This is a genomic window from Providencia sp. PROV189, assembly GCF_028480065.1.
GTDB classification, from domain to species: domain Bacteria; phylum Pseudomonadota; class Gammaproteobacteria; order Enterobacterales; family Enterobacteriaceae; genus Providencia; species Providencia stuartii.
Map to the genome: position 1 here is coordinate 26,941 of NZ_JAMPOG010000005.1, position 14,813 is coordinate 41,753.

Consider the following 14,813-nt stretch of genomic DNA (forward strand, 5'->3'; position numbering starts at 1 on the left):
TAGAGAACATGAGTGAACCATGGCAGCGCCTGCCTGCATTGACGTTAAAACAGATACAATATTTTGTGACTTTGGCACATTTAAGGCATTTTACTGATACAGCGAGCCGACTAGCCATTAGTCAACCTGCGTTGAGTAGTGCATTACGTCAAATTGAAAGTGTGATTGGAGGAAAACTAGTTAATCGAACCGCTTCCTCTGTAACGCTAACAGAGCTTGGTGCTGCTATTTTACCGCATGCTGAACGTATACTGAGTGTTTCACACCGTGCTTTTAGTGATATTCAACAGATAATTGACGAAGGCGGAGACGGCACGTTGCGTATTGGCTTGGTGCCTTCCGTGAGTTCACTACTTTTTCCTGATGTGCCGACACAACTTAATTTGCACTTTCCTCGGCTGAATGTGGAGTTTTACGATAAAACCAATGATTCATTAGTTTCTCAATTAATGAATAATGAGATTGATTTTGGGGTTGGTGTATTAGACAGCTCAGTTCCTAGAGAGTTACAACTGTTTACGTTACAAGATGACCCTTTTGTCGCAGTCGTACATCGAGAAGATGTATTAGCGGGAGGCTTCCATTTGCCTTGGAAAATGCTTAATAATCGCGATATTGCGGTGTTTTCTAAAGGCAACATCCAACGTTTAGTGTTAGCCACATTGGAAAGCCACCGCTTAAAGCCCAATATTCGTTATCAAGTTGATTACATTGAAACGCTATATGGCTTAGTCCGTTCTAAATTGGCGATTGCTATTCTTCCTCACCTTTATACCGTACATTTACGCGACCCTGACTTAATGGTTTTGCAGTTACAGCAACCGGCATTGACTCGCACGGTGTCTTTGATGCGAACCAGCCAAATTTTAACACCAATGGTAGAATCCGCATTTACAGTGCTGCTTAAGACACTGAAAGCATAAGCTGCTTTTTAATTACTCATGCGGTTTTTCATCATCGCTGTCACGAGCCGTGACATACATGAGTACTAACAAAATGGTAATAAAGAAACGGAATGCATTGGGTATACCGTTCCATTGTTTTGACATCCACATTGCAAACCATTCACCCCCAATAGACATAAATGCGACTTGCCATAATAAGAATGCCAGTGTTAATCCGATAATTGCCCATTTTTTGCTTTGATTAAAAGCCACAGCATTTTTGTTGATATTTTTAAATAAGATGAAAGCTCCCCACCAACAAATGAGAGCCGCAATAATTTCAATACTAATAATAGTGATATAGACAAGATGGTGAAAGGGCGGTGAATTGATAGCCCGATACTTCACATTTGCATTAGGGAATATTGCATCCATTGTTAGGACATGCTGTACAAATAAAAAATTTGTGTTGTAATCGGTTAAATTATTAAAGGCAGTAAATGAAATGAATAAGGCTATAGCACAAACACAGAGTGATTTTGATAAACGAATTATCATTTGTTTCCCTTAAGTTATTTTTCATCGTTTCATCCATTGATAATTCGACAAGATAGCATCATTGACAAATTGCCGCTATTAACCATAGTAAATATCAGACAATATTCATCATATTGGCGACTTATTCTAAATAAGATAAATATTGAATATAAGTGCTATAAATATTATGAAGAAGGTAGGCGGTTTAGCTTAGTTTAAAATATGTTTCTATTTTTAATATGCTAATATTTTTCTATTAGAAAATGATAATACACACACCAATAGTGAGAAAAATAGATAATGAAAACAATATGTAAAAGTGGATTGCTAGCTATTGCGATGTTTGCTGTATCTGCTTGTGATGATTTTGATCCAATGAGCCATAAAGGTGAGTTTTATTATAGTAATCCAACAAACGATAATATTTCATTTAAGGTCGATAATAACGATTATAATGTGCTACCAGGGCAAAGAGGCATTATTCAACTTGCATCGGGTAAACATACGTTAGAAAACAGCCAAGGTGAATTATTTTCGTTTATGGTTTTTGACAACAATAACGGGGGGATTATTAACCCAAATAACCTTGTTTATTATACCCTTTCAGAGGCTTATGTTGTTGAAGGTAAAGCTGATCGTTTCAAACCGACCACTTATAACGTAACTATCAACGGCCATGATGTCAATATGGCAGTAAGAAGCGCAAATGCGTTTGTCATTGATGCTAATTTATTTAAGTGTAGCTATTTATTGGGAGAGCCTTTCCCTGAATCAATCACGACACATGATCAAAAATTAGACGGTAATATTAAGTCAAAGTGTTTTGATAAGGCTGAATTAATTGAATATATTGCCAATGAATATGGTGAAGATTTACAGCCTAATACGCCGGAAGATGCACTGCATGACTCCATCAATATGGCCTTTAGTTATGAGCTACCAACAGCAGACTTTACGGATCAATCGGTTCAGTCAATAGCCGAAGAATTGGTGAATTTACTAAAACAACTGAAAGAAACCAATGATACTGCTATCCATGAAAAATTAAATCAACAATTTCACCAGCTCAGTATCGAATTAGTGAAAGCTCATGCTAATAACTCGGCATCTAATTCAGTTTCAGATAACGAGCAATACAATAATTTTGTTCATCAGGTTGGTGAATTGAGAGGTTATGGTATTTGGGAGAAATAATAATAAATTTTAAATAATCAAAAAAAGATTGTATTTATAAAATCCCCCCAATCGTTGGGTAATCAATTATTGGGGGATTTTTTCTCCTTTCTTTTTAAGAATCTGCCTGCAAACTAACCAGAGAATTCTTATGTGAAATGATTGTGATAAACGGATGATAGCTATCATCAAATAAGATCATCTGCATAGGAATAATAATATGAAGGCAATATTAAAGCCATTTCTTGGTATTACGTTTGCTTCTATCTTTTTGATGTTTTCTTCAATAGCAAACGGCAAATCGATCGTTGTAGAAAAAACACAGCCTGAAGTCTTAGACCTTGTATTTATACTGGATAAAAGTGGTTCAATGTCAGGTTTTGAATCTGATACGATTGGCGGCTTTAATCGTGTGTTAACAGAAAATCGTAATAAAAAAGGGGATGTCTTTATTACGACAGTGCTGTTCAATGATAAAACAACCCTCTTACACAATAGAGAGCCTATCGATAAAGTACCAAATTTAACTTTAGAAGATTATCAGGTTGGCAGTAATACTGCACTATTAGATGCGGTTGGTGACACCATTAGCAAAATGCAAGAAAACCGGAAGATAACAAAAAATAATAACGTTTTATTCGTTATCATTACTGATGGTGAAGAAAATAGTAGCCACAAATATAGTCAATCGAAAATTAAATCTATGATCAAATCGGCAGAAATGGAGGATAAATGGGACTTTATCTTCCTTGGCGCCAATATTGATGCGATCACTGCTGCCGATAGTATTGGTATTAGTCGCTCCAAAGCAACTGGATATGTGCAAGATAAAACCGGTTACGACAAAGCATATAAAGCGATTAATAATGCCGTTGAGTCAAAGAAAAATGCTGCACCAATATCAGAGGAATGGAAAAAAGAGGTTGAAACTGACGCGATGGAGCGCACAAATAAGTAGTGTAATGGAAGAGTAGATTTACTGATAAACTAATCCCTCAATATTGAACTGCACCCCAAAAGTGAGACGCCTTTAGTCTAATTTGAAGGGTGCTTTTCTATGTTAAAACATACTCTAGAGTTTAAACTTGAAATTATTCAGGCCTACCTAAATGGTGAGAGGGGGTAAAATACTCGATAAAAGATTTAAACGTAATCATGATACGACTTGGTGATGGATTGAAAATTATCAACAGCACGGGGTGTATGGGCTAAACGTTAAAACATGAAAACAGGTTTATTTTCCTGAATTCAAATTTCATGCGGTTCACATGATCCTAAATGGAACATTTTTACATGAGGTGCTCTGACAGCTTGATATCAATGGCTGATCATATAAAGAATACGGTAGATAGGAAGTAAAAATAAACCGAAAGGGTGCCCAAACCAAATGAAGAAGTCTTCCCTGTTTTTGAGACAGCGATGGTAAAATTTCAGCTGAAATGCTGGGCAAGAACACTGTAATTTATGTTGAGAAACAACTTGGTGTTAAAATAGGTGAATATACAACATTTTGTAAAAATACTGTTGGTGCTTGTGCTGAGGCATCAGCAGCAGACTCGTTGATCCGCCAAGGGGTTAAGCCAGAAAATATCCGATTTACCCAAGCGGTCAGGCCATGAGAGGTTTGGGAAAAAGATACAATCCCGCTAAAAGCAATAAAAGAAACATGTGACAATTGCCTAGTTACATGGCCAACAGGCGTAGATAAATGAGTGCATTAGCAAATGACTGGAAACCAAGACTCTGCACAGAAAGTGATTTATTTAGCGATTGAATCGGCCTCTAAAAAATGGAGTATGCCAATTCAAAACTGGAAACAGGCAATGAGTCGTTTTATTATTGAGTTCGGTGACCGCCTAAACGGCCACATTTAATAAAAGGCAAATACACAGAATTATTTACAGGGTCCAATGGCTCTCCCTATTTATTGTTCACTGATATCTTTTAGTTCTAGAACTCTTTTACACCCATCTTGATTACCGTTATCGCACGACTTGCTATACCAAATTTTAGCAGTTGATTTGCTCTGTCTAACTCCTAATCCTTTATCATACATTTGTGCTAGATTGAATTGAGCCAATTCATTGTCTTGTTCTGCACCCTTCTGGTACCACTGTAGCGCCTGCTGGTAATCCTGTTCAACACCATTTCCATACTGGTACAACACGCCAAGATTATTCTGAGCTGCACTATTATTCTGTTCGGCAGATTTCAAATACCACCGTAACGCTTGCTGGTAATCCTGCTCAACTCCTTCTCCAAGATAGAACATCACCCCCAAGTTGCTTTGAGCGCTAGAATTTCCTTGTTGGGCCGATTTCAGGTACCATAGCCGCGCTTGCTGATCATCTTGCTCCCCACCCCAACCATGACTAAACATCACACCAAGCTTATATTGAGCATCTGCATTGTTCTGTTTTGCTGCTTTCTCATACCACTGTCTAGCCTTCTGATAATCCTGTATAACTCCTTCTCCATATTGATACATAGTACCTAATCTGTATTGAGCAGTTGCATTTCCCTGTTCGATTTTTATACATAAATCATGATCTGGTACTTCACAACTTGCGGCACTAACGACTACTGGAAGCATCCCCAAAAAAAGGAGAAAAATCGTTTTTTTCATCTAATCCTTATTCCCTAATCAGCACGTGAGGTAGGTATCGCTATGTTATATAAACATATTAAAATCTAACGAATTTTAGTTCAGAGCATAAAAGCAATAATTCAATATGGGATTAATAAGTGTTATTGCTTATCTGGCTTTATCATCGAGAAAATAGCGAATGAAAAACATACCTGAAAAAGTGGCGATATCATTAAAGTAAGTTTAACTTAAGGTAAAAGAATAGCATAAACAAACAGTGACTGATTTTCCAACTATTAAAACTCTTTATACCGATTATATTCCCCCCAAAAGTCGAATACTTGAGTTTAACTAAAGGGGGGATTGACTGTAACTATTGACCTGTTGTCGGGATGTGGCGGAGTAGTTTTTCTAGTGGTTCGACAATTGCAATGACAACTTCATCTTGCAAACCTGAGCTTTTTTCTAACTGCTGCAAAATAGCTGCTTTACGGCTCTCGGCTAACGGCTCACCTGTCGTATAATGCTTAATCAGTTCTAAACCAATCACCGTCAATTGTTCCACATTCTCGGTAACAGGCGTTAACCTAACTAAGTTAGCATTCTGTTTAATAAGACGCTGGACTTGTGGAATATTATCTTGCCAACGTTTTAATCTCTGCTCTAACCATTGTGCTGCCGCTGTATCATTCGGTTTAGCGATTAATGCGTCAATATGCTGGCGGAAGGCTCTTGCTTGCATACTTTCGGCCGGTAAAGCATCGACAAATCGGTTAAGAGGTTCATATTGATGATATTGGTTTTCTCTCCACTTAAGATGATGGCGAGTATAGTAATGTGCAGGCTCTACAGATTCAGAGAGGATCATCAAAGGCTCAATTTCAACGCCATTTGCTAAACGTGTAAATTCACGGGCCGTTTGTGCATGCTGCTGTAAACCCACCGAAATGGTTGACCAAGCATCTGTTGCGTTTAGGCGACGATACATGTCATTCTCATTATTGACATCTTTTGCAGACCATAGGCGCTCGGATACGGCAAAAGCACGTGGCCATAGCTTAGTATCAATGATGGGAGCGCGAATATTTTCAGCCCATAACGCAATTTCCCCGCCGAGAATATTGGTCATTTTATTATTGTCGGGCGTGGTTGGCGCAATTCCTTCGGGAATGGCTGTTAAGTGGGTTCCTGTCGTTGGATAGCGAGCATTACCTATTATGGTATAGCCGCTTAATTTATCATCCGTTAAAGTAACAACAGGACGAGTTTCTCCCATCCAAGTGTCCACTGAAAAACTGACTTGTTTAGGCGAAAACCACTCAATCTTATTAATTTCTCGACGTGATTTACCTGTAAAATCAATAAATCCACGCCATCCATTTGACCCCTTTATTAATGTAAAACTACCTTTGACGGGGCTACCTTTTAACCTTTCGATTTCAAATTGCCAACTTTGCGATTGTTCACCCTGTTTAACATTTGTCTCTACAGTAAGTGGCTGAGGTAGTATCTCATTTCGATAATGGTATGCCGCACTTTGAGATTGGTCGAGATAGAAACCGGTTGAAAGTAAACCTTTAAATCCTTCTTGAGCGCTATCGCCTAAAGAATCTTGTCCTTGCCACGACTGAATAACAATATTTTTTGATAGTGAAGGGTGTTGAATTTCATCCCAGCCGACCATTTTACGGTTATGTTTTGTGAGGATTTGTTCAAGCCGTTGATTGAAATAAGCCTGTAGTGCATGGGTATCTTTCAGGTTGTTTTTTTGCATAAACTCCTGAATAGCTGGATTGTTTTTCCATTGGGTTGGGTCAACCTCATCTCCGCCAATATGGATATATTCATCTGGGAAGATAGTGGTCAACTCGTTAATTAAGCTATCTGTAAATTGGTACACATTTTCTTGGGTTGGATTAAGTAGAGGCTGATGCACTCCCCAGTGACGTTCCATTTGGTAAGGGCCAGCTGCGCTTATAAGCTCAGGGTAGGCAACAGCAATAGCTGAGGCATGACCAGGGAAATCAATTTCAGGCACCACCCGAATTCCTCTTTCTTTGGCATAGGCGACAACTTGGCGCATTTGATCTTGAGTATAGTATTGGCCATCACTGGCTAGCTGTTGTAATTTAGGGTAGCTAAGTGACTCAAAACGCCAACCTTGGTCATCGGTTAGGTGCCAATGAAAAACGTTTAACTTAGCAGCAGCCATACCATCAATTTGGCGCAAGATATCATTGATTGGTAAAAAATGTCGTGAAGAATCAAGCATCACACCGCGCCAAGCAAAACGCGGACTGTCTTTAATTGTAAGCAGTGGGATAAACGTATTTTCCCCATCTGTTTGTATCAATTGTAATAATGTTTCCATCGCTCGCATTGCACCAAATCGGGTTGCCGCTTTGATCGTGGCGCCATGGTTATCTGTTGTGATTTGATAACTTTCGTCCATTTGTAGAGATGGCAATTCAGGTACTTTTTTCTCGATAAAAATTTTTATCGGGGCTTGAGTGTTGTTTGCTTGGTGTGGTGTTAATTGCCAGCCTGTTTGGGTCTCTATTCTTTCACGCCAACGACGGGTTGCATCACCTAAATCATCGCCTTCTACATAAATATCTAGCGTATTATTTAATACCCATTTTCCATCGGCATTTTTTACTTCAACTTGCTGTGGCCAAGGCATGAGCGGTAATTCAGATAATGATTGTGCTCCGCTTGGTAATGAGTAAATAAGTGAGGATATGACGATAGCAGACGTAAGTTTGTTAATCATAGAGATCCCTTATTATTCGTAATAGTGAATGCCATTTTGAGCATAAATCAATCTATGAAGTCCAACACGGTTATCGTATTAAATGATACGAGTCACATTATTTTTTATTGCGAATTAAGTGTGGATGATGTTGATTTATTTAATTTATTGATTTTGTGATTGTTTTTAAATGTGGCTATTAGAAGGGAAAAGAGGGGGTGATGATGTTTAGTAGAATATTCAAGTGCGGGAAGGCAATGCGCGATCCCGCAAAAATTAAATCGATTAAGCTTTTTTGGCGGCTTCAAACATACCTTGAGCTAGGTAGTCTTGGGCTGTTTGTACACCTGGCAATACAAAATAGTAGCCACCCCCAAAAGGTTTAATATAGCGTTCAAGTGGCTCACCATTAAGCCGTTTTTGAGTATCAATAAAACCTGTTTTAAGATTTTTTTGGTATGAAACGAAGATAAGCCCCATATCAAGTAACCCATTAGGGGTTAAACCAAGTGAGTAGCTGTAGCTACGGCGCCTTAGTTTTGCGGTATAACGCTCAGGGTTACGAGGTTCGGCACGGCGCATGTGGGAGTCGAATAATACGCGGTCCCCATGAGGATCTTTGTCAAATTGAGGGTCATCATGTTCTTGCTTCATACCGATAGGTGCCCCTGTATATTTATGGCGACCGAAATCATTTTCTTGGTCTTCAAGCGGGGTTCTATCCCAAAATTCAAGATTAAAACGGATGAGTCGTACTGCTTGATAGGTGCCGCCAGTACACCAACTAGGCTCTTTTCCTCCTTCGGTAACCCAAATAAGTTCATTCATTAATTGGTTATCATTGGCAGGGGCATTGCCTGTGCCATCTTTAAACCCAAATAAATTGATTGGCGTTGATTGGCTGTCAATATCACGAGAAGGTAAGAAACCATCTATTTTCCACAGTGGGAACATAAAAGGGGATGTATGCCTTAAAATATCGCGTAACGCATAAATGACGCTTTCTTGACTATTCGCACAAATTTGTAATGTGATATCACCGCCACACCACTTTTGCTCTAGCCTATCATTTGGAAAACTGGTCATTTCAACAAGATAGCGAGGTTTGATTTTATCTAACCCAAATCGTGTATCAAATAAGCTCTGACCCAGAGAAACCGTGACAGTTAAAGCATCTGGCTGAATGTGAGTTCCTAAAATCCCTGATTCAGCCGGCGGCATACGGTCATTAGGAGTTTTAGGTGCTGTTTGTACCTGCGTTAGATACGCAATTCTTTTTGTCAGTATTTCGAATAGCTTCTGTAGTTTATCGAGTGATTCAACGGTGACATTAAATGCAATAAATGAGGCATTTTTCTGTTCAGGCGTTAAAACACCCGCTTGGTGTAAGCCTTCAAAAGGGATCGTCTTATCATAGGACGACAAACAGGCATTTTGGCGCGTGTTAGCCGCAAATGTAGGAGCCGCTGCAATAAAACTACCAACAGCTAATGTTTTTAATGCATTGCGCCGAGATAAGCTGACAGTTGTAGAATCGTTTTGTAATTTAGCCTTCATGGCTTGTTACCTCAATATTTATAATATACATCAACACTGAGCTGATATCTGAGCTGTGCGAGGTCTTCAGCTTGCTGCGTTAATACGGAATAAAGTGCCATCATGTCTTTTTTGCTCAACTGGTTATAAGGCTGGTAAATCCCCGAGGGCAATTGATAAGGCTTCATGATCTCATTGGCCTTTTGATAATTATTTTGGATACGTTGGAGCACGTTGGGAGCGATAAAAGGGGTCAGCACTTTAATAACGTGTTGTGAGCCTTGCAGGTTTGCTGCTATATCGCTCAAATCAGATTGGCTATAGATATTCTCTTTGCCAGCCAATTTAGTTTCAAGGATCATCTCAATAAAATCGGCTGACGCTTGCACTAATTTAGGTATCTCAACACGTTCAGTCGCTACGCGTTTTTGAAGATCCCGGGCTTTTAGCAGTAGCTCATCGGTTGCAGCGAGTGCCGCTTTACTGTCTTTACGGTCAAATAATTGATATTCAATAAGATGGAAACCAGTGAAACGGTAATCTTTTTCTTTATCAAGAAAGTAGTCAGCCCTAGCATTAATGGTTCTGTCAGTATTACCAAACAATATAATAATTGGGCGAACAGATTCGTAATATTGATGTGCCTGAATATAGGCTTGTTCAGCGGTTTTGAGGTCGCCTTTTTTTAAACTTTTGTTCAAGGTTTCCAGTTGAGAAACCATTTTGCCTAATTGTTCCGTTGTATAACTTAAATAATTTGTAATGGCGGAATGATATTTCTCAGGGGTGGGAATATCACCTTTAGCGATAATTATGTCATCCCCTGTTTGTACAGGGGATCTTAATGCTTTTGCTGATACAGTAGTGGGTATTGCTATGACTAAAACCATACTGCATAGAAACATAGACTTTAGTGTTTTAGCATTACGCATGTTTTTTACTCCGAGAAAACAGCGCGATAACGACTATCCAATAAATGACAAATGTAATCACACTTAGCCAAATTGGTTGTGAGCGGTAAGCGAAGAACGAAGAGATAAAATTACCTACAATATTTGAATCATCTAATAGTGCTGTCGTATCCCATGCTGGGTAAATTAAAAACTCAGGAATAGCATAATCATATTCAATTAATAAGTTTGCGCTTTCTTCAACCCCTTTGAGTAGTAGCGATAAAGCAAGAAAGAGTAAGACCACGCCGGTGATTTTAAAGAACAGCTTCCATGAAATAAAACGGTTAGTAAGCAAGAAGGCATATAATGTTAGGCCTGCAATTAATACGCCACCTGCGACTTCTAAAGCAAATCCTGAAGCATTTTCTGCATTTAATGACATGATAAAGCTAGATAGGAAAACAACGATCTCACTACCTTCTCGAGCGATAGCAATAGCGATGATGAGTGCTGCTCCCCACCAATTATGGCGCTCTGCATTTCGGCTAATACCGGATTCAATTTCGGATTTTAAGGAACGACCATGCTTATTCATCCAATAGACCATTTGGACGATTAATATACACGCAAGGAATTCCATAAAGATCATAAACAGGGATTGCCCTGTATCATCAAGAATATTAAATACGCCATAAATGAGTAATGCTAACAAAATGGAAATGAGAAGACCGAGGGCAACCCCAGTCCATAAAAAACGCATTCCATTTCGTGCATCAGGGTGGTGTTTGATCCACGCATAGATAATGCCGATAACGAGTAGCGCTTCAAAGCTTTCACGCCATACAACAAACAGAACTTGCCCCATAAATTATCCTACTACTTCGCTATGATCTCACCTTTTGGGTGAGACAGGTGAAAATCATCAAAAAAGGTGTAACTTCCTGGTTTTAGAGGTGCAATGACGACAACAGAGCTAGCCCCCGGAGCGAGCACTTTTTCTTTGCGTAATTGGGTGCTTTCAAACTCTGCAGGTTCAGTGCCTGTATTGGTGATTTTGATCCGAATAATAGTTTTTGCAGGAACCTCGAGAACTCGTGGGATCAAGTCACCATTTTTCATTTCGAGTTCGACGGTAAATTTTTCTGCTGCGAAAACCGTATTCGGTATTAGCACTGAAAAAAGAAGCAGAGTAAGGCTTAGTAGTGTTCTCATCTTCATTTAGCTCAACAAAAGTGACCTTTAATAAAAGTAAAAGGGCTATTCGCAGCAATTAAGCAGCGGCTAGCCCTTAAACCCTATACACTCGCGATATTCAAGTTTAAATAACAGCGATATTAGTGATGCTGATGCGCACAGTTCATAAAGGTTTGTATGATCCTTGTGATACATTCATTTCACTTAGCTGCATCCCGAATGATTTAGAGTATTGATTCGTAGGTTAGTAGCTGCCTTTACGGCCGACGCCCGCATAGTCAAACTCCCATGAAACTTCGAAAGGTTTGAACCAAGGAGCAACGCCTGTTTCTTTATCGATATGACGACCAAAGGCAACTTGTTTGTTGTAGGATGGTGGATAAATTTTGTAGGTTACCTTGTATTTACCATTACCATCTAACTTGATGTTTTCGCCATAGTGAGGCCCATCACTTGCGACCATTGGCATGAAAGTACCCGTTTGGGTTTGGGGTTTGTCACCAAGTTTAGTTACTGTGTATTCGATGCTGAGATATGGGATCCAATCACCTTCAGCAAAACCATTCGGGTTATCTTCAACCGCATGAATATCTGCTTCTAAATGGATATCTGCTTTATCGGCTGGAAGGTGGGACATTGCATGTTGTCCTTCTTCGGTATCCATTGTGATAGGCTGTAGATAAACACCTTGGATTTCCATTCCATTTTTAATGACGGGCTGGCCTAAAGGGTATTCTTGAGCAAAAGCAGCCACAGAGAATAGAGCTAAACCCGAAACAGCAGCTTGATAAGCGAGTTTCATCATTTTGTCCTTACCATTATTTTATTATAGGAAGCGCAATGATAATCATTATTATTACTGCTATTCAAGTTAAAGTTTAAGCTGAAAATTTCATTTAACGCCAAATACATGAAAAGTTTTAAAAAAATAATTACAGTAAGAAAGTTATTATTCTTTAAAAAATATCTTGTTATATCGAATATAATCAGCTTATTGATTTTATGTCACGATGAATTGAACAGAGTTTGTTTATTATCACCCCACGAATATATAAAGGTGTAAAGTATGCAAAAACGTTATCTTGATTGTACGGCTTCTGAAATACTGCATATGAATAAAAAGGCATTATTAGAAGCGATTAAAGGAAGTGAAGGGCGCCTAGTGGTTTCTGAGACTATTGGCACTATTCAACCTGTTTTAATGAATGTGACAAATGCTGAACTTGCAGCGAGTCAAGGTGCTGACATTTTACTATTAAACATTTTTGATGTGGATAATCCCGTTGTTCAAGGGCTTCCTGATAATACACCTCAAACAGAGATCATCCGCACGTTAAAACGCCTTACTGGCCGAGCTATCGGCGTGAATCTAGAGCCTGTTCCAGCAGGTTTTAATAATCCTCATCAAGATGCGCAGTGGAAAATATCTGAAGGGCGATTAGCTACGGTAAAAAATGCCATCAAATTAAAAGAGATGGGAGTGGATATTATTGTATTAACGGGAAATCCAGGCAATGGCGTCACCAATCATGAAATTAATTTAAGCCTAAAAGAGCTTAAAGCGGCTGTGGGTGAAAATATTATCTTGGTCACGGGCAAAATGCATGCTGCGGGGGTGTTAAATGAATCTGCTGAGCAGTTAATTACCGAGACGGATATTCGTAGTTTTATTGATAGCGGTGCAGATGTGATTTTATTACCAGCCCCTGGAACGGTGCCGGGGATCTCAGCCGAATTTGTGCAAAAAATGGTGGCTTATTGTCATTCACAAGGGGTATTAACGATGACGGCAATTGGGACATCGCAAGAAGGGGCGGATATACAAACCATTCGCCAAATTGCGCTGATGTGCAAAATGGCAGGAACAGATCTGCATCATATCGGCGATTCGGGCTATAACGGTATTGCATTACCAGAGAATATTTTAAATTATGGTATTGTGATCCGAGGTGTTCGGCATACTTATTCACGTATTGCTCGTTCAATAAATCGTTAGTGTTTTTTAAGCCGAGAGTTGATAGGGAATAGCTTTCGGCTTTGTGGTTTATATTCGTTTCATTAGGTAAACCAAATGAGGAATGTGCGACAGCTAAGGTGATTATTTATTAACGTTATCGGTATAGCTAATATTGTTTACAGTTTCTGGATAAAGCCAACTCATAAATAAAGTCAATCCAATAAATATCGGGATAACTGAAGCTAATAACAAACCTAAAGCCCATGAAAATGGTAGGTTTATGGACAAAAATGTCCATAATATAAAGGAAAGACCTAAAATTATGATTGAGATAATAATGGCCTCTATATTTTCTACCCTTCTCTTTGATGGTGCAAATTCAAAGGTTTTTGGGTTTACATCGAGTTTAGTAAATACACTTTGATTGATTTTTATATCAGGAGTTCTCGCAAGTCCTTTAAGGACCGCCTTGAGCATCCACTTCCTTTTTTCTATTGGAGAGAAAAGTGAATAGTTAAGCCAGTTTTCGATGGGTAATTTATATTCTTTACGCTCATTTGAGGCATTTTTATATTGAAAAACAAGATAGTCAGGCCGATTTCTACCGCTTGTTTTAATATGCACAATATACTCAGAGCAAATATTTTCCCAGAGTATTTCAATGTTCCCGTTTGGATATAGGGTATTAATAATACGAAATCCGTCGTTATCTACAGAAAAATAACCAACAGTTTTACTTAATCGTTTTAGTAGAGCATAAAATGAAACTAATAGTATGGCCTCAATAGTAATAAAAAGTAACTTTCCCAAGATAATTTCCCATAAAATGAGAGAAGTAAATGCATATAGCAATGCAAAAAATAGCCATAAAAAATAAATAACTGCTTGATTACCATGGCCAATTACGGGTTCTATAGGGCGTTTTAGTTCATTTGGTAATGGGTAAATTATCGTTTCGAAGATAACATAAGGGTTATTGTTGTTACTGATACTATTGTCGTTACTCATGCTATCCATACTGAAAGTATTGCTGTTGTAGCTATGGTTATTTCTACGTCTGTTGCTTTTCTTATTCTTGCTCTTATTTTTCTTCATATTTTAACGAACAGTATTTAGCATCAACCCTTTTTAATGGAATCGAAGAGGGTAACATAAGTCAAATTTGATAGCTAATAAATAACGATGTATTAATAATGTCTATTTTATAGCGGTAAAATCCTTAAGAGGTAAATGGCTTAATCTAATCAATGTTCATAGCTAAAAATTTGTACAATTTTTACTATACTTCAGGTAAAATCCA

General features: G+C 38.5%; 14 protein-coding genes and 1 pseudogene. 6 read left to right on the forward strand and 9 right to left on the reverse strand.

Annotated features, from left to right (window positions below; translation table 11 throughout):
- Positions 1–8: 8 nt before the first annotated feature.
- Positions 9–923: a LysR family transcriptional regulator gene (locus PR833_RS04215; RefSeq protein ID WP_004922734.1), complete on the forward strand. Its 915-nt coding sequence runs from the start codon at positions 9–11 to the stop codon at positions 921–923.
- 12 nt (positions 924–935) lie between these two features.
- Here PR833_RS04215 and PR833_RS04220 read toward each other — a convergent pair whose 3' ends face one another.
- Positions 936–1,442 (reverse strand): DUF2165 family protein, encoded by a 507-nt coding sequence (locus PR833_RS04220; RefSeq protein ID WP_040132372.1) that lies wholly within the window; start codon positions 1,440–1,442, stop codon positions 936–938.
- Between the two features lie 279 nt (positions 1,443–1,721).
- Between PR833_RS04220 and PR833_RS04225 the strand changes: the two genes are divergently transcribed.
- The 4 genes and pseudogenes from PR833_RS04225 to PR833_RS04240 all read left to right on the forward strand — a co-directional run.
- Positions 1,722–2,615, forward strand: coding sequence for a hypothetical protein (locus tag PR833_RS04225; RefSeq protein ID WP_154610238.1), 894 nt, complete (start codon positions 1,722–1,724; stop codon positions 2,613–2,615).
- Positions 2,616–2,814: 199 nt separating this feature from the next.
- Positions 2,815–3,552, forward strand: coding sequence for a vWA domain-containing protein (locus PR833_RS04230; RefSeq protein WP_004922730.1), 738 nt, complete (start codon positions 2,815–2,817; stop codon positions 3,550–3,552).
- Between the two features lie 481 nt (positions 3,553–4,033).
- Positions 4,034–4,213 (forward strand): hypothetical protein, encoded by a 180-nt coding sequence (locus tag PR833_RS04235; protein ID WP_004922728.1) that lies wholly within the window; start codon positions 4,034–4,036, stop codon positions 4,211–4,213.
- Between the two features lie 120 nt (positions 4,214–4,333).
- A pseudogene (locus PR833_RS04240) lies at positions 4,334–4,468 on the forward strand (IS256 family transposase); the annotation flags it as partial.
- Positions 4,469–4,518: 50 nt separating this feature from the next.
- Here PR833_RS04240 and PR833_RS04245 read toward each other — a convergent pair.
- The 7 genes from PR833_RS04245 to PR833_RS04275 form a co-directional block, all read right to left on the reverse strand.
- The gene (locus PR833_RS04245) at positions 4,519–5,220 is read right to left on the reverse strand and encodes a tetratricopeptide repeat protein (protein WP_060560814.1); all 702 of its coding nucleotides are present in this window, start codon (positions 5,218–5,220) and stop codon (positions 4,519–4,521) included.
- 334 nt (positions 5,221–5,554) lie between these two features.
- Positions 5,555–7,954 carry a beta-N-acetylhexosaminidase gene (locus tag PR833_RS04250; protein WP_272525904.1) on the reverse strand — a complete coding sequence of 800 codons (2,400 nt, stop codon included), beginning with the start codon at positions 7,952–7,954 and terminating at the stop codon, positions 5,555–5,557.
- A gap of 264 nt (positions 7,955–8,218) precedes the next feature.
- Positions 8,219–9,490 (reverse strand): iron uptake transporter deferrochelatase/peroxidase subunit, encoded by a 1,272-nt coding sequence (gene efeB, locus PR833_RS04255; protein WP_272525905.1) that lies wholly within the window; start codon positions 9,488–9,490, stop codon positions 8,219–8,221.
- A gap of 11 nt (positions 9,491–9,501) precedes the next feature.
- Positions 9,502–10,401, reverse strand: a complete 900-nt coding sequence (locus PR833_RS04260) for an EfeM/EfeO family lipoprotein (RefSeq protein ID WP_004922717.1) — start codon at positions 10,399–10,401, stop codon at positions 9,502–9,504.
- Positions 10,394–11,227 (reverse strand): FTR1 family iron permease, encoded by an 834-nt coding sequence (locus PR833_RS04265; protein ID WP_004922715.1) that lies wholly within the window; start codon positions 11,225–11,227, stop codon positions 10,394–10,396. Before PR833_RS04265 ends, PR833_RS04260 begins: the two co-directional genes overlap by 8 nt.
- An 11-nt stretch (positions 11,228–11,238) precedes the next feature.
- On the reverse strand, positions 11,239–11,574 hold the full coding sequence (locus PR833_RS04270) for a cupredoxin domain-containing protein (protein WP_014656601.1): 336 nt from the start codon (positions 11,572–11,574) through the stop codon (positions 11,239–11,241).
- Positions 11,575–11,800: 226 nt separating this feature from the next.
- A complete protein-coding gene (locus tag PR833_RS04275) occupies positions 11,801–12,358 on the reverse strand; it encodes an iron transporter (RefSeq protein ID WP_014656600.1) in 558 nt (185 codons plus the stop codon).
- A gap of 264 nt (positions 12,359–12,622) precedes the next feature.
- Between PR833_RS04275 and PR833_RS04280 the strand changes: the two genes are divergently transcribed.
- A complete protein-coding gene (locus PR833_RS04280) occupies positions 12,623–13,552 on the forward strand; it encodes a DUF7916 family protein (RefSeq protein WP_004922707.1) in 930 nt (309 codons plus the stop codon).
- Positions 13,553–13,654: 102 nt separating this feature from the next.
- Here PR833_RS04280 and PR833_RS04285 read toward each other — a convergent pair whose 3' ends face one another.
- Complete coding sequence (locus PR833_RS04285; protein WP_272525906.1) at positions 13,655–14,521, reverse strand: hypothetical protein; 867 nt, start codon at positions 14,519–14,521, stop codon at positions 13,655–13,657.
- Between the last annotated feature and the right edge of the window lie 292 nt (positions 14,522–14,813).

What these genes read in the sequence shown, in the direction of transcription:
- efeB (WP_272525905.1), bottom strand. Translation starts at nt 9,490, where the DNA reads ATGAAGGCTAAATTACAAAACGATTCTACAACTGTCAGCTTATCTCGG.
- PR833_RS04225 (WP_154610238.1), top strand. Translation starts at nt 1,722, where the DNA reads ATGAAAACAATATGTAAAAGTGGATTGCTAGCTATTGCGATGTTTGCT.
- PR833_RS04285 (WP_272525906.1), bottom strand. Translation starts at nt 14,521, where the DNA reads ATGAGTAACGACAATAGTATCAGTAACAACAATAACCCTTATGTTATC.
- PR833_RS04230 (WP_004922730.1), top strand. Translation starts at nt 2,815, where the DNA reads ATGAAGGCAATATTAAAGCCATTTCTTGGTATTACGTTTGCTTCTATC.
- PR833_RS04280 (WP_004922707.1), top strand. Translation starts at nt 12,623, where the DNA reads ATGCAAAAACGTTATCTTGATTGTACGGCTTCTGAAATACTGCATATG.
- PR833_RS04265 (WP_004922715.1), bottom strand. Translation starts at nt 11,227, where the DNA reads ATGGGGCAAGTTCTGTTTGTTGTATGGCGTGAAAGCTTTGAAGCGCTA.
- PR833_RS04235 (WP_004922728.1), top strand. Translation starts at nt 4,034, where the DNA reads ATGCTGGGCAAGAACACTGTAATTTATGTTGAGAAACAACTTGGTGTT.
- PR833_RS04270 (WP_014656601.1), bottom strand. Translation starts at nt 11,574, where the DNA reads ATGAGAACACTACTAAGCCTTACTCTGCTTCTTTTTTCAGTGCTAATA.
- PR833_RS04275 (WP_014656600.1), bottom strand. Translation starts at nt 12,358, where the DNA reads ATGAAACTCGCTTATCAAGCTGCTGTTTCGGGTTTAGCTCTATTCTCT.
- PR833_RS04220 (WP_040132372.1), bottom strand. Translation starts at nt 1,442, where the DNA reads ATGATAATTCGTTTATCAAAATCACTCTGTGTTTGTGCTATAGCCTTA.
- PR833_RS04260 (WP_004922717.1), bottom strand. Translation starts at nt 10,401, where the DNA reads ATGCGTAATGCTAAAACACTAAAGTCTATGTTTCTATGCAGTATGGTT.
- PR833_RS04250 (WP_272525904.1), bottom strand. Translation starts at nt 7,954, where the DNA reads ATGATTAACAAACTTACGTCTGCTATCGTCATATCCTCACTTATTTAC.
- PR833_RS04245 (WP_060560814.1), bottom strand. Translation starts at nt 5,220, where the DNA reads ATGAAAAAAACGATTTTTCTCCTTTTTTTGGGGATGCTTCCAGTAGTC.
- PR833_RS04215 (WP_004922734.1), top strand. Translation starts at nt 9, where the DNA reads ATGAGTGAACCATGGCAGCGCCTGCCTGCATTGACGTTAAAACAGATA.